At 62.2% G+C, this 14,067-nt stretch carries 15 protein-coding genes and 1 tRNA gene; 12 read left to right on the top strand and 4 right to left on the bottom strand.

Going from position 1 to position 14,067, the window contains the following annotated elements; translation table 11 throughout:
• Positions 1 to 351 precede the first annotated feature (351 nt).
• A complete protein-coding gene (gene ileS, locus ACGYLQ_RS15040) occupies positions 352 to 3,273 on the top strand; it encodes an isoleucine--tRNA ligase (protein ID WP_394443646.1) in 2,922 nt (973 codons plus the stop codon).
• 260 nt (positions 3,274 to 3,533) lie between these two features.
• A complete protein-coding gene (locus ACGYLQ_RS15035; protein WP_394443645.1) occupies positions 3,534 to 3,989 on the top strand; it encodes a methylated-DNA--[protein]-cysteine S-methyltransferase in 456 nt (151 codons plus the stop codon).
• A 15-nt stretch (positions 3,990 to 4,004) separates the two neighbouring features.
• Here ACGYLQ_RS15035 and ACGYLQ_RS15030 read toward each other — a convergent pair whose 3' ends face one another.
• Positions 4,005 to 4,700 carry a phosphatidylcholine/phosphatidylserine synthase gene (locus ACGYLQ_RS15030; protein WP_067268016.1) on the bottom strand — a complete coding sequence of 232 codons (696 nt, stop codon included), beginning with the start codon at positions 4,698 to 4,700 and terminating at the stop codon, positions 4,005 to 4,007.
• A gap of 269 nt (positions 4,701 to 4,969) precedes the next feature.
• Between ACGYLQ_RS15030 and rpmB the strand changes: the two genes are divergently transcribed.
• Positions 4,970 to 5,269 (top strand): 50S ribosomal protein L28, encoded by a 300-nt coding sequence (rpmB, locus tag ACGYLQ_RS15025; RefSeq protein WP_067268014.1) that lies wholly within the window; start codon positions 4,970 to 4,972, stop codon positions 5,267 to 5,269.
• Between the two features lie 255 nt (positions 5,270 to 5,524).
• Complete coding sequence (locus tag ACGYLQ_RS15020) at positions 5,525 to 7,165, top strand: BCCT family transporter (protein WP_394443644.1); 1,641 nt, start codon at positions 5,525 to 5,527, stop codon at positions 7,163 to 7,165.
• 21 nt (positions 7,166 to 7,186) lie between these two features.
• On the opposite strand, the gene ACGYLQ_RS15015 is transcribed toward ACGYLQ_RS15020, so the two are convergent.
• Both ACGYLQ_RS15015 and ACGYLQ_RS15010 read right to left on the bottom strand, forming a co-directional pair.
• Positions 7,187 to 7,885: an NAD-dependent deacylase gene (locus ACGYLQ_RS15015; RefSeq protein ID WP_394443643.1), complete on the bottom strand. Its 699-nt coding sequence runs from the start codon at positions 7,883 to 7,885 to the stop codon at positions 7,187 to 7,189.
• A gap of 6 nt (positions 7,886 to 7,891) precedes the next feature.
• On the bottom strand, positions 7,892 to 8,887 hold the full coding sequence (locus tag ACGYLQ_RS15010; RefSeq protein ID WP_394443642.1) for a LysR family transcriptional regulator: 996 nt from the start codon (positions 8,885 to 8,887) through the stop codon (positions 7,892 to 7,894).
• 163 nt (positions 8,888 to 9,050) lie between these two features.
• On the opposite strand from ACGYLQ_RS15010, the gene ACGYLQ_RS15005 reads away from it, so the two are divergent.
• From ACGYLQ_RS15005 to ACGYLQ_RS14975, 7 genes are all read left to right on the top strand, one after another.
• Positions 9,051 to 9,926, top strand: coding sequence for a carbon-nitrogen hydrolase family protein (locus tag ACGYLQ_RS15005; protein ID WP_394443641.1), 876 nt, complete (start codon positions 9,051 to 9,053; stop codon positions 9,924 to 9,926).
• An 81-nt stretch (positions 9,927 to 10,007) separates the two neighbouring features.
• The gene (infA, locus tag ACGYLQ_RS15000; RefSeq protein WP_005978431.1) at positions 10,008 to 10,226 is read left to right on the top strand and encodes a translation initiation factor IF-1; all 219 of its coding nucleotides are present in this window, start codon (positions 10,008 to 10,010) and stop codon (positions 10,224 to 10,226) included.
• Between the two features lie 89 nt (positions 10,227 to 10,315).
• Positions 10,316 to 10,894: a Maf family protein gene (locus tag ACGYLQ_RS14995; protein WP_394443640.1), complete on the top strand. Its 579-nt coding sequence runs from the start codon at positions 10,316 to 10,318 to the stop codon at positions 10,892 to 10,894.
• A complete protein-coding gene (locus tag ACGYLQ_RS14990) occupies positions 10,891 to 11,925 on the top strand; it encodes a ribonuclease E/G (RefSeq protein ID WP_394443639.1) in 1,035 nt (344 codons plus the stop codon). The genes ACGYLQ_RS14995 and ACGYLQ_RS14990 overlap by 4 nt, the downstream gene beginning before the upstream one ends.
• On the top strand, positions 11,922 to 12,113 hold the full coding sequence (locus tag ACGYLQ_RS14985) for a DNA gyrase inhibitor YacG (protein ID WP_067268003.1): 192 nt from the start codon (positions 11,922 to 11,924) through the stop codon (positions 12,111 to 12,113). The genes ACGYLQ_RS14990 and ACGYLQ_RS14985 overlap by 4 nt, the downstream gene beginning before the upstream one ends.
• Before the next feature lie 115 nt (positions 12,114 to 12,228).
• Positions 12,229 to 12,303 (top strand) — tRNA-Phe (locus ACGYLQ_RS14980).
• A gap of 118 nt (positions 12,304 to 12,421) precedes the next feature.
• The gene (locus ACGYLQ_RS14975; RefSeq protein ID WP_082852044.1) at positions 12,422 to 12,595 is read left to right on the top strand and encodes a CsbD family protein; all 174 of its coding nucleotides are present in this window, start codon (positions 12,422 to 12,424) and stop codon (positions 12,593 to 12,595) included.
• Between the two features lie 61 nt (positions 12,596 to 12,656).
• On the opposite strand, the gene ACGYLQ_RS14970 is transcribed toward ACGYLQ_RS14975, so the two are convergent.
• The gene (locus ACGYLQ_RS14970) at positions 12,657 to 12,815 is read right to left on the bottom strand and encodes a YqaE/Pmp3 family membrane protein (RefSeq protein ID WP_394443638.1); all 159 of its coding nucleotides are present in this window, start codon (positions 12,813 to 12,815) and stop codon (positions 12,657 to 12,659) included.
• A gap of 186 nt (positions 12,816 to 13,001) precedes the next feature.
• On the opposite strand from ACGYLQ_RS14970, the gene ACGYLQ_RS14965 reads away from it, so the two are divergent.
• Entirely contained in the window at positions 13,002 to 13,862 is an 861-nt protein-coding gene (locus ACGYLQ_RS14965; RefSeq protein WP_394443637.1) for a mechanosensitive ion channel family protein, read from the top strand.
• The last annotated feature ends 205 nt before the right edge of the window (positions 13,863 to 14,067 follow it).

Here is a 14,067-nt window from a genome sequence, read left to right as displayed (position 1 = left end):
GAATTGTCGCGGTTTCCCCTAAACGGAGCCCGCGGAAATAAAGCTTTGTCGAATACCTTATGATGCTGTATTCGCCGAAAAATTCAAGCGAAGGCCGGGGATCATAAAAAATGTTAAGTCCGGCAGGCGGCGGCTCTGGCGGTGTTTTCAGCCCCGATTGTCGCGCGTCTTCCGGGGCTTGTCGGGGCAGGGGGGGCTGTTTATAAGCGGGCCCATGACACGCCTCACCGCGATCATTATTCGAATTATATTCCCGGCGCTCTAAGCAATTGAGACGCCGGGCCGAGGTGCTTGAGCCATTCGCACCGACCGAGATTGAATAACCCCCCAAATGCCTAAAGGACGCCCCCCATGTGCGCCGAGACCCCCGACTACAAAGCCACGTTGAACCTGCCCAAGACCGATTTCCCCATGCGCGCCGGACTGCCCAAGCGCGAGCCCGGCTGGTTGGAGCGTTGGGAAAAGATCGGCGTCTATGACCGCCTGCGCGAGAAAGAGGGGCGGGAGCCTTTCACCCTGCATGACGGCCCGCCCTACGCCAACGGCAACCTGCACATCGGCCACGCGCTGAACAAGACGATCAAGGACATGATCGTGCGCTCCCACCAGATGATGGGCTATGACGCGCGCTACATCCCCGGTTGGGACTGCCACGGCCTGCCGATCGAGTGGAAGATCGAAGAGCAGTACCGCAAGAAGGGCCGCGACAAGGATCAGGTGCCGATCAACGAATTCCGCGCCGAATGCCGCGACTTCGCCGCCAAATGGGTCGACGTGCAGCGCGAAGAGTTCAAACGCCTCGGCATCACCGGCAACTGGGAAAATCCCTATCTGACCATGGACTTCCATGCCGAGCGGGTGATCGCCGAGGAATTCATGAAGTTCCTGATGAACGGCACGCTTTATCAGGGCTCCAAGCCCGTGATGTGGTCGCCTGTCGAGAAGACCGCGCTGGCCGAGGCCGAGGTCGAGTATCACGACAAGGAAAGCTTCACCGTCTGGGTGAAGTTCAAAGTCGTGGGCACCGACAGCGAGTTGGACGGCGCCAAGGTGGTGATCTGGACCACCACGCCTTGGACCATGCCCTCGAACAAGGCCGTGGTCTACGGCGAGGGCATCTCCTACGGCCTTTACGAGGTTACCGGCACGCCCGAGGAATGCTGGGCCAATGTGGGCGACCGTTACCTCTTGGCCGACGATCTGGCCGCCGACGTGCTGGGCCGGGCGCGGCTGGAAAATGGCATGTGGCGCCGGGTGCGCGGCGTGAGCAACGATGAGTTGGCCAAGGTCTCGCTCCAGCACCCCTTCGCGGGGGCCGAGGGCGCAAACGGCGAATGGGACGATCTGCGCGACTTCCGTGCCGCCGATTTCGTGACCTCGGACGAGGGCACCGGCTTCGTGCATTGCGCGCCCTCGCACGGTCTAGAGGAATATGAGCTTTACCGCGATCTGGGTATGCTGCCGCAGGTCATCACCTACAACGTGATGGAAGATGGCCGCTTCCGCGACGATCTGCCGTTCTTCGGTGGCAAGGCGATCCTCAAGCCGAACGGCAAGGAGGGCAACGCCAACAGCGCCATCATCGACAAGCTCGTGGAGGTCGGCGGCCTGCTGGCACGCGGCAAGATCAAGCACAGCTATCCGCACAGCTGGCGCTCTAAAGCGCCGGTGATCTACCGCAACACGCCGCAGTGGTTCGCCGCCATCGACAAGGAGGTCGGCGACGGTCTGGACCAGAACGGCACAACCATCCGCGAGCGTGCGCTCACTTGCATCGACAAGGTCAACTGGGTGCCGAAATCGGGCCGCAACCGTCTGCATTCGATGATGGAGGCGCGGCCCGATTGGGTGCTGAGCCGCCAGCGCGCCTGGGGCGTGCCGCTGACCTGCTTCGTGCGCAAGGGCGTGGCGCCCACGGACGAGAACTTCCTGCTGCGCAACGACGCAGTGAACCAGCGCATCACCGAGGCTTTCGAGGCCGAGGGGGCAGACGCTTGGTATGCCGAAGGCGCGAAAGAGCGGTTCCTCGAAGGGATCGTCGACCCGGCGGAGTTCGATCAGGTGACAGACATCCTCGACGTCTGGTTCGACAGCGGCTCGACCCATGCCTTCACCCTGCGCGACCGTGAGGACGGCACCGAGGATGGCATCGCCGATGTCTATATGGAGGGCACCGACCAGCACCGCGGCTGGTTCCATTCCTCGCTCTTGCAATCCGTCGGCACCACGGGCCGCGCGCCCTATCGCAACGTGGTGACCCACGGATTCACGCTGGACGCCAAGGGCATGAAGATGTCCAAGTCCATCGGCAACACCATCGTGCCCGAGAAGATCGTGCAGCAATATGGCGCCGATATCCTGCGGCTCTGGGTGGCGCAGACCGATTACACCGCCGACCAGCGCATCGGGGATGAGATCCTCAAGGGCGTCGCCGACAGCTATCGTCGCTTGCGCAACACCATGCGCTACATGCTGGGCGCGCTGAGTGACTTCTCCGAGGCGGACCGCGTGGACCCGGCAGAGATGCCGGAGCTTGAGCAGTGGGTGCTGCACCGGGTGGCGGAACTCGACAAGGTGGTGCGCGACGGTTTCGCGCGTTTCGACTTCCAGGGCGTGTTCCAAGCGGTCTTCACCTTTGCCACCGTCGATCTCTCGGCCTTTTACTTCGATATCCGCAAGGACGCGCTTTACTGTGACGGCGACACCCTGCGCCGCCGCGCCGCGCGCACGGTGCTGGATATCCTCTTCCACCGTCTGACCACTTGGCTGGCCCCGGTGCTGGTCTTCACCATGGAAGAAGTCTGGCTGGAGCGCTTCCCGGGCGACGACTCCTCGGTGCATCTGGTCGACATGCCCGAGACGCCCGAAGCATGGTTGAACCCGGAACTGGCGGCGAAATGGGCCAAGGTTCGCGCCGCGCGCCGGGTGGTAACCGCAGCGCTTGAAGTGCAGCGGACCGAGAAGGTGATCGGCGCGTCGCTAGAGGCGGCCCCCGTGGTACATGTCGACGACGCGGCGCAGCGGGAGGCGCTAGAAAGCGTGTCCTTCGAGGATGTTAGCATCACCTCAGACATCACCGTGACCGGCGATCCTGCACCTGCCGAGGCTTTCCGCATGCCGGAGACCGATGGCGTGGCTGTGGTGTTTGAAAAGGCCGAGGGCGCGAAATGCGAGCGCTGCTGGAAGGTGTTGCCGGATGTCGGCACGCATGAATATCCCGGCGTCTGCGGGCGCTGTGATGAGGCAGTTCGTGAGGCATTGGCGGAAGCCTGAGGCGTTTTTAGTGAGTGATCAAACGGGCGTCGGGAAAACCGGCGCCCGTTTTCGTTTGTCAGGTCGCCAATGCCCCGCCCGTGGGAACTACGGGCATCGCCCTCCCTCCCTCCGGAGGGCGATTTTGCAGCGTTTGCGCAATTCGCACCTTTAGCGTCTCTTGCAAGTCCACACCCGCCAGATAGGTAGTGTCGCCCCCCAGGGAGGGCGATGCCCTCCGCACTCTTTCGCAGGCGTGAATTCTGGCGCAGAGTAGGGCGATGAAACAGGCCTCTCTCTCCACGCCCTTCGGCGATCTGATCGTCACTGAAGAAGACGGTTCAATCACGGCGCTCGGCTGGGGGCAGGCGGCGGGGCAAGACCGCTCGGAGGTGCTCGACACCGCTCTAAGGCAGATTAACGAATACGTGACAGGCCAGCGCCAGCGCTTTGACCTGCCGCTGCGCGTCACCGGCAGCGATTTCCAGCGCGCGGTCTGCGCTGCCATCGCGGCCATTCCCTTCGGCCACACCCGCACCTACGGCGAGATTGCCCGTGACCTCGGCGTGCCAGCGCAGGCCGTGGGTGGGGCCCGTGGCGGCAATCCGATCCCGATCCTCATCCCCTGCCACCGCGTCATGGGTGCCAAGGGGCTCACCGGTTTCAGCGGCGCGGGCGGGGTCGAGACCAAGGTCGCCCTGCTGCGCCATGAAGGCGCGGCGGGGCTGTTGATTTGAGGAGCTAAGGCGGGTTCAGTCGTCGCCCGACGGGATCAACTGCTGCGCGGCACCAGCGCAGATCAGGTAGACAGAGGTGATCACCAGACCCCAATGCGCCCAGCTTTCGGGGTGGAAGTTCACCCAAGCGGACCAGCCCGCGAAGAAGGTCCAGGCCAGCGCCATGGGCAGCGTCACGGGACGCCAACGCTCAGTCCGGACGGGGTGGACGAATTTGATCGGCAGAAACATCGCTGCGGCAAGGATCGTGACCACGATCAGGCTGATCCACCACTCGGGCTGCAAGGCAAAGAGCACCAGCACCAGCATGTTCCAGCAGCCGGGGAAGCCTTTAAATGAATTATCCTTTGTTTTCATGCGCGTGTCAGAGAAATACATGACACTGGCGAAGGTGATGATAATGATCATCGCCCAACCGCTCCAGCCATCCATCAGCCCCGAGGTAAAGAGCGCGAAGGCCGGGATGAAGACATAAGTCAGATAATCGATGATCAGATCCATCAAGACGCCATCGAACTCGGGCGCGTTGGTCTTCACGTCATATTTGCGCGCCAGCGGCCCGTCGATGCCATCGACGAAAAAGGCGATCACCAGCCACAGGAACATGAGGTCCCATTTCTCTTCAACGGCGGCGAGCATGGCGAGCATCGCCAGCACGGCTCCGGTGGCAGTGAAAAGGTGAACGAAGAGGGCGCGCATCTGTATGGTCATGCGTCTGCATCGCAAATCCGCCGAGGGGATGCAAAGGAAACTCTGGGCCCGATGGCAAAAACCAGCGTAGCGGGGACAGGGCGGGACGGCTATGCTTGACGCGATCGGCGGCGGGCACAGGAAATATGGCCAAGTCCCGCGCACCGGGTTGACGGCTACCGCGATTCCCCTTAAAGCCAGCGAACCAATTCAGGGTCGGCTATGCGCGGCCCCCACGTTATGTGTGTTTCCGGATCGCTGGAAAGACACAACAGCAAAAGGATGAACCCATGTCGCGCCGTTGCGAATTGACCGGAAAAGGCCCGATGACGGGCAACAACGTAAGCCACGCCAACAACCGTACACGCCGTCGGTTCCTGCCGAACCTCAACGACGTGTCGTTGCAGTCCGAAGCACTGGGCCGCGCGTTCAAGCTGCGCATCTCTGCCGCAGCCCTGCGCAGCGTTGACCACCGTGGTGGTCTGGACAAGTTCCTGGCAAAAGCCAAAGACGTTGAACTGTCGGACAACGCGTTGAAAATCAAAAAGGCCATCGCGAAATCCAGCGCGACTGCCGATGTGCTGAGCTAAGGCTTACCGCATAGAGATTGGGGCCTCGATCCGAAAGGATCGGGGCCTTTTTCGTTTCGGGCTTAGGAATTTGTTGGGGTTTCCTGCCTATCAGGGGCTAGGGCCGTGGCGGCTCGGGGTAATTTTCTTGCGCAGGGGCATGTATTTATTCGGGAAACCTTCGACAGGCGCGCTAATTGATCTTCCGACAATTGTTGTTCTGACCATGCTACCTGCCGAGCGGGGTTCAGACAGTGCATCAAGATCGGAGACCCCATGACCGACCCCACAACCGGCACGCCCAGTTCCACTACGCCACCCGATACGAATGAGATTGAGACTGATTTCGAGGTCGGCCAAGACAATATCGACGGATCCCTCGGCCCGTTGGGTTTTGACATTCACAACCCGGTCTTCATGGTCTCGGGCCTGACGGCGGTGGCCTTTGTGCTGCTGACCATGCTCTTCCCGGATCAGGCCGGGGTGGTCTTCCTCGCGGTTCGCGATTTCGCCACGACCAAGCTGGATTGGCTGTTCATGATCATCGTGAACATCTTCGTTCTGTTCTGTATCGCGCTGATCTTCATGCCGATTTCGAAGGTCAGGCTCGGCGGGCAAGAGGCCGTGCCGGAATATTCCTATCTGGCGTGGTTCGCCATGCTTTTTGCCGCGGGCATGGGGATTGGCCTGTTGTTCTTTGGCGTGCTCGAACCGGTGTACCATATGAACGTCTCCGGCCCGCTGGGGGTGCCCCTGCCGATTGCCGAGGATGGGTCGATCATTCCCGAGAATGTGGAGGCTGCCCGCGCCATGGGTCTTGCGGCGACCTTTTATCACTGGGGGCTGCACGGTTGGGCGGTCTATGCGATCATGGCGCTGGCCTTGGCGCTCTTCACCTATAACAAGGGGCTGCCCTTTTCGATCCGGTCGTGTTTCTACCCGCTGCTCGGTGATCGGGTCTGGGGCTGGCCGGGGCATATCATTGATATTCTGGCGGTTTTCGCGACGCTCTTTGGTCTTGCGACATCGCTTGGCCTTGGTGCGCAGCAGGCCAATGCGGGGTTCAACTTCGCTTTCGGGCTTGAGATTTCGACCAATGTGCAGGTGATCATCATTCTCTTGGTGACCGCCGTGGCGCTGGTGTCGGTCTGGCGCGGGCTGGACGGCGGGGTAAAGATCCTGTCTGAGGTGAATATGATCGTGGCGGTCCTGTTTTTCCTCTTCGTGCTTTTCGTCGGCCCGACGCTGGTGGGGCTGGACGGGTTCTGGACCGGTCTGTTGGCCTATACGCAAGAGATCATCCCGCTCTCCAATCCCTTCGGCCGGGAGGATGATTCCTACCGTGAGGGTTGGACCGCGTTCTATTGGGCGTGGTGGGTTTCTTGGGCGCCTTTCGTGGGCATGTTCATCGCGCGCGTCTCGCGCGGGCGCACGGTGCGGGAGTTCATCATCTGCGTGTTGCTGATCCCGTCGCTGATCATCTTCATCTGGATGGGCGTTTTTGGCGGCATCGCGATTGACCAGATCCTTGCCAGCCCCGAGACATCGCTGGTCAAAGCCAATGTGATCGACAGCTATTCGCCGGAACTCTCGCTTTTCGGGATGCTGAATGAGCTTCCCTTTACCAAGATCGCCTCGACCATCGCGATCCTTCTGGCGTTGGTGTTTTTCGTCACCTCCTCGGATTCGGGGTCGCTGGTTGTCGATACGATCACGGCGGGGGGCAAGATTGATGCCCCGGTGCCGCAGCGCATCTTCTGGTGCATCGTCGAAGGGTTGATCGCCATCGTGCTGCTGATCGGCGGCGGGCTCTCGGCGCTACAAGCCGGGGTCACGGCGACCGGGGTGCCCTTCGCGATCCTGATGCTGGTGATGTGTTACACGATCTACAAGGGGCTGCGCAGCGAACCGCGCTGACCACCAAGGGCGCGCTGTGCCTCAGCGGCGCGCCTCAAGCACTTCGGCCACCCATTCCGGCACTGTCTGGCTGGCGGGCCCGATGCGATGTTCGGCGAACTGATTGCCCACGGCGGAGCGTTCGAGGTTGAACTCAATCGTATGCGCCCCGGCGCGGCGCGCTTCGGCGACGAAACCGGCGGCGGGGTAGACATTGCCCGATGTGCCGATGGCGGCAAAGATATCCGCTTCGGCCAGATGATCGAAAAGCGCGTCCATCTCATAGGGCATTTCGCCGAACCAAACGATATCGGGCCGCGCGGCGGGGGCACCGCAGGCGGGGCAGGGATCGCCCGGTGCCATGACCATGGGCGCGGGCCAGCGGTGATCGCAAGCGGCGCAGAGCGCACCTTTGAGCGCGCCATGCATATGCATGACCTGCCGCGAACCGCCCTGTTCGTGCAGATCGTCGACGTTTTGGGTGATCACCACCACCTCGCCGTTCAACTCGGCCTCCAGCCGTGCGAGGGCGCGGTGCGCGGCGTTGGGGGCCACTTCGGCGGCCTGCGCGCGGCGGGCGTTGTAGAAGTCGACCACCAGTTTGGGGTTGCGGGCGAAACCTTCGGGCGTCGCCACGTCTTCGACCCGGTGCTGCGCCCAGAGGCCATCTGAGGCGCGGAAGGTCTCAAGCCCGCTTTCGGCAGAGATGCCCGCGCCGGTGAGGATCACGATCTTGGTCATGGGGCATTATTCTCCGATAGGGTCCATGTCTTCAAGCAGGTGAAAGCCGTCGGCCAGCCAGGGCAATTGCGCGATGGCGGGGGCGATCATATGGGTCTGCATCAACTGCCGCAGGGTCTGGGCGATGTCGCGCGGCACGGGGCCGGACCATTCCGCGCCCGCGAAGAGAGAGATGGTGCGCGCAGGCGGTTGGGCCTGTGCCGCCGCGGGCAGGGGCTGCGCGGCGAGGCGGTCGTGAAAACGGGCGGCCCGCATGTATCCCAAGGGGGTGGTCATCGCCCAGCCGATACCGCGGGCCACCATGGCCATCAGCGCCAGATGGCTGCCAATCTCGAAACGGGCGGGCAGGCTATGGCCCTCAGACGCAAGATGCGCCTCGATCTGCCGCGCGATCAATTGATCGGCGGCATAGCGCAGGAACGGCAGGTCGGTGGCGCCGCGCAGCAGGGCGTCGGGATCGGCGGAGGTGCCCTCAGGGGTGACGAGGATAAACGGATCGCGGGCCAGCGGGTATTCCAGAACCCCCGCCATCGGCCCGTTAATCTGCGCCGAGAGTGCCATATGCAGGCTTTTGTCGCGCAGCGCCTCGGCCAATTCATTGCTGCCTGCGGTGATCATCCGAAAGCGGCATCCGGTCAGGCTGTCGCCAAGGATCGTGGCAAGGCGCGGGGTCAGGTCATCATCGAAATCGTCGATCACGCCGAGGTTTAGCGCCTCCAGATGGGCCAAATCCATCACCGTGACTTCGCTCTGCGCTTGGCGCAATTCGCTGAGCGCCTGTTCGGCCCGGCGCAGGAACATCTGCCCGGCTGGGGTCAGTCGCATGGGGCGGCGGGTGTGATCGACCAGTTCCGCGCCGATGGCCGCTTCGAGGTTGCGCATCTGCTGGCTGACGGCCGGCTGGCTGAGCCCCGTGGCCTCGGCCGCCTGCGCCACCGACCCGCTCCGCGCCAGCGCCTCAAACACTTCGATGCCCCGCAGGGTGATGCCCTTGTTCAGCATATGGTCCCATCTCTTTCGGATCTTGTGAAACCATGGGCGGCTCGGGTCAAGCCTTTGCCCAAGCAAGCGGCAGCTCCTCGGGCGGTTCCATGAAAGCGGTGCTGCCGGTCTTGAAGCCATCGGTAAAGCTGCGCAGACTGCGCGAAAACGAGGAGCCTTTTGAATGAAAATCGCCACAGCCGCCTATCCGCTCGATGTTCTGACATCATGGGCGCAGTACGAAGACAAGCTGGCCCATTGGGTCGCCGAGGCGGCGGTGCAGGGGGCGGAACTGCTGGTTTTTCCTGAATATGCGGCGATGGAACTGGCGACGCTCGACGGGGCCGAGGTGGCGGGCGATTTGGAACGTTCGCTCTTTTCGGTGTCGGACAAGCTTGAGGAGACGGACCGGCTGCATGTGAAACTCGCCGCCGAGCATAATGTGCATATCGTGGCAGGCTCTGGCCCTGCAGCGACTCAGAGTCGCCCGGTGAACCGTGCCCGGCTGATCACGCCCACGGGGCAGATCGGCGTGCAGGACAAGCAGATCATGACCCGTTTCGAGCGCGAGGAATGGGGTGTGATCGGGGGCAATGCGCTTCAGGTCTTTGACACGGCGATTGGCAAGATCGGGATTCTCATGTGCTATGACAGCGAGTTTCCTTTGCTGGGCCGTGCGCTGGCGGAATGTGATGTGATCTGCGTACCCAGTGTCACCGAAACGCTCGCGGGCTATTGGCGCGTGCGCATCGGCTCCATGGCGCGGGCGCTGGAGAATCAGTGTATCACCGCCATGTCCTCGGTCGTGGGCAAGGCCGATTGGTCCGAGGCTTTGGGGCAATCCTATGGCGCGGGCGGGATTTTCTGCCCTCCGGATCGCGGCTTCCCGCCCACGGGGATTTTGGGTGTGCGTGAGGTCAACGCCCCCGGCTGGACCGTGGCCGACGCCGATTTGGCGCAGGTCGCCGAGGTGCGCGCGGATGGTATCGTGCTCAACCGAAGGGACTGGCAAGACCAGATTGGCCGCGACGGAAAGGCGATAAACGTCGCTTTGCGCTGAATCCCCCTTGAAAAAGCGCGAAAATGCGCCCATTTAAGCCTGCGCCCTCGTTTTGGAGGGTTTTGTGCTCAAGGAGAGACCATGGCCAAGGAAGATACGCTCGAATTTCCCGGTGTCGTGAAGGAACTCCTGCCTAACGCGACGTTTCGGGTCGAGCTGGAAAACGGCCATGAGATCATCGCGCATACGGCAGGCAAGATGCGGAAAAACCGCATCCGTGTTCTGGCTGGCGACAAGGTTCAGGTGGAAATGACACCCTATGATTTGACCAAGGGTCGGATCAACTATCGCTTCAAGTAAGCGGCACCGCGTTCGCGCGTTGCGCGGCGCAGGCGGGGCCGTGCGCGGCCCCGACCGGGCCGCCGGCCTCAGGCAAAGAGGCCCATAAGATGCAATTCATTCTTGGATCAGGATCGCCGCGCCGGTTGGAGCTTTTGGCCCAGATCGGCGTGACCCCCGATGCCATTCGCGCCCCCGACATCGACGAGACGCCCCATAAGGCCGAACTGCCGCGCCCCTATTGCGCCCGTATGGCGCGCGAGAAAGTGGCGGCGGTGCCCGCGGGCGCGGATGACATCGTGCTTTGCGCCGATACCACCGTGGCGCTTGGCCGGCGTATTCTCGGCAAGCCCGAGGATGAGGCCGAGGCCGAAGCCTTTTTGCGGCTGATGTCGGGCCGTCGGCATAAGGTGGTTACCGCCGTCGCCGTCAAACGTGGCGACAAGCTGTGGCAGCGCGATGTGCAAAGCAGCGTGAAGATGAAATCCCTGTCCGAGCCCGAGATTCGCCGCTACCTCGCCACCGGCGATTGGCGCGGCAAGGCGGGCGGCTACGGCATTCAGGGCCCCGCGGGCGCGTTGATCCCTTGGATCAGCGGGTCATTCACTGCAATCGTCGGCCTGCCATTGGCCGAGGCTGCGAACCTGCTGCAAGCGGCAGGCTACCCATTTGACGGAAGGACGCCATGAAGGGCCGTACGATTATTCTCGACCATCTCGGTGATATCGAAGCCGCCGCCCTGATGGTGGACGGCAAGCTGGATGACTTTCTGATCGACAGCGACGGGCCGCGCGTCGGCACCGTTTATCGTGCGATTGCGGATCGTCCGGTGAAGGGGCAGGGGGGCATGTTCCTAAGGACCCCCGATGGCCCGGCGTTTCTGCGCCAGATCAAGGGGCTGGCCCCCGGTCAGACGATTCTCGTGCAGGTCTCGGGCCATGCCGAGCCGGGCAAGGCGATCCCGGTGACCAATAAGCTGCTCTTCAAGTCGCGCTATGCCATCGTGACGCCGGATGCGCCGGGGCTGAACATCTCGCGCTCGATCAAAGACGAGGAAGAACGCGACCGGCTGCTCGAAATCGCCCATGAGGTGGCGGGCGGGGCCGATCTGGGCCTGATCCTGCGGTCCTCCTGCGCCGGTGCCGATGCCGAGGATATCGCCGAGGATATCGCCAATATGCTGAGCTTGGCGGATACCGTGGCCAATGATGACGCGCAACAGATGGAGGTGCTGAGCGAAGGCGACGGCCCGCACCTGCTCGCTTGGCGCGACTGGACCGCGCCCGCCGAGGTGGTGACCGAGGCCGGCGGCTTTGACGACCACGGCGTTCTGGAAGAGCTCGACCGCGTGGCCTCGGCGCAGGTGCCGCTCGGCGGCGGCGCGTCGATCTTTGTGGAGCCGACACGCGCGCTGGTTGCGGTCGATGTGAACACCGGCAACGATGCCTCGCTCGCCGCCGGGGTGAAGGCCAATATGGCCTGTGCCAAAGCGCTGCCGCGTGCCCTGCGTCTGCGCGGGCTTGGCGGGCAAATCACGCTCGACCTTGCGCCCATGCCCAAGAAGGACCGCCGGACGTTTGAAAGCGCCCTGCGCGCCGCTTTCCGCGCCGACGATGTGGATACGACGCTGGTCGGCTGGACGCCTCTGGGCCATTACGAGCTGCAACGCAAACGTGCCCGTCCGGTGCTGGCGGAGGTGCTGGCAGGGGCAGGCCAATGAGCTGCCCGATCTGCAAAGCCGAAACCGTCAAGGCGCATCGCCCCTTCTGCTCGCGCCGCTGCGCCGACATCGATCTGGGCCGCTGGTTCAACGGCAGCTACGCCGTCCCCTCGCGCGACCCCGAAGACGTGGAAGCCGCCATTGACGCCGCCGAAGCGGCACAAGACCGTCCCGCAAAGCCCCATTAACACAGGAAAATTTGCGTTTTTTGAAAAGAAGTGGGTTTCAGGGCAAAATGGGGCTGGACACCCCGCGCCACAGGTCCTAGAACCCGCTCACCCGACCTCGAAAGAGGTGACCCGTGCCCGGGTAGCTCAGGGGTAGAGCAGTGGATTGAAAATCCTCGTGTCGGTGGTTCGATTCCGCCCCCGGGCACCATTTTTACCAAAACGGACAGACCGTAACCCTCGCTGCCCAACGCGCGTGATTTCCCTCACAACGGAACCCGCTCCACCTGCCCAACGTTGTTCCCCTACCTAGATAGAGGAGAGCACCCATGGCAAATGACGACCAAGCAAAAGGCAAGGCGAAAGACATCGGTGGCAAGCTGAAAGAAGAAGCCGGCGATGCCACGGGTAACGAAGACCTGAAGCACGAAGGTCAGGCCGATCAGGCCGAAGGCAAAGTGCAAAAGGGTGTCGGTGACGCCAAGGACAAACTATCCGATTGATTGCAAAAGCGCGCCTCTTCTCGGAGGCGCGCTTTTTCTATTCGGGCTGCTGCCCGCGCTCTCACCTTTTGATGATGATATAGAGCGCATGGACGATCCCGGGCAGGTAACCCAGCAAGGTCAGGAGAATGTTAATCCAGAAGTGCTTGCCTAGACCTTCCTGCAAGAACACCCCAAGAGAGGGCAGTAGGATAGCGATGATGATGCGAATGATGTCCATAGTGTCACGCCGGGAGCGCCGGGCTCCTTTCCAAACAGATTGAACCTTGCCCTAAGCTAGCTCCCGATCATCACACAGCCAGTGGCGACGCGCCGAGCGGGGCGCAATTAACACTCGCCGCAGCATGGGTTTTGCGGCAATCTACCAAACAGCCAGAGGAGGGGCAGGGTGGAGCCAGTCAGGATCATGTGGCGCCAGATCATGGAGATGGCGCGAGACGCAATCGCACTTTTGCCGCAGATCGCTGTCGCAACCCTCGTATTGATATTGACCTGGGCCATGGCAGCGCTTGGCCGGTCGCTGGTCAGCAGCACCCTGTCGCGCACCAAGCTGCGCCCGAGCCTTCAGGACCTCTTTACCCTTTTGACATCTATCCTCATCTGGGTCTTTGGCATCATGATCGCGGCCGTGATCGTCTTTCCCGGCCTCACACCTGCCAGCATTCTGGCGGGGCTCGGCATCGGGTCGGTCGCCATCGGCTTCGCCTTTAAGGATGTCTTCGAGAATTTCCTCGCCGGGATCATCATCCTCTTTCGCCGGGAAATGCGCATGGGCGATCATATCGAATGCGAGGGGATCGAGGGCAAGGTCACCCATATCGCCATAAGAGAGAGCCATATCCGCCAGACAGACGGGCAACTGGTGATCGTGCCCAATGCGATGCTTTTCAAGAACCCCGTCTATGTGCGCACGGATCAAAAGCACCGTCGGCAAACCGTGATCTGCGGGGTGGCCTATGATGTCAATCTGGGTGAAGCGCGGGCGGTGATCTCCGAAGCGGTCGCGCGCTGCGAGACGGTAGAGCAGGGGGAGCATCCGATTCAGGTCTTCGCCCAAGAGTTCGGGGACTCCTCCATAAACTTCGAGGTGACCTGGTGGACAGACTCAGCCCCGGTCGAGCAGCGCCGCTCTCGGGATGAGGTGGTGACCGCGGTGAAGCGGGCGCTGGACGAAGCAGGGCTAGAGATTCCTTTCCCCTACCGCACGCTCACCTTCAAAGAGCCGCTTCCGCTCAGTCGGGCGGAGGAGGATGCAGGGGAGGGGTAGGGTGCGCTGCGAGTCGCCGAGTTTGCCCTGTGATCCCGTGAATCGCGGTCGTTTCAAGGGCTGGCAGTGAAGGTATCGGCTCAGATAGGGCAGGGGAGGCCAGCTCCGGCGCGTTAGATGCGGGAAATTAGCACGCCATTTCAGCATCTTGCCGAAAAGTTCCCCGAAATCTCATCTTTTCCCAACTTTCTGCTTGCGGCTTTGC

Source organism: Sulfitobacter sp. 1A12779, assembly GCF_043557315.1.
GTDB lineage: Bacteria > Pseudomonadota > Alphaproteobacteria > Rhodobacterales > Rhodobacteraceae > Sulfitobacter > Sulfitobacter faviae.
This window is presented reverse-complemented; position numbering and strand designations above follow the sequence as displayed.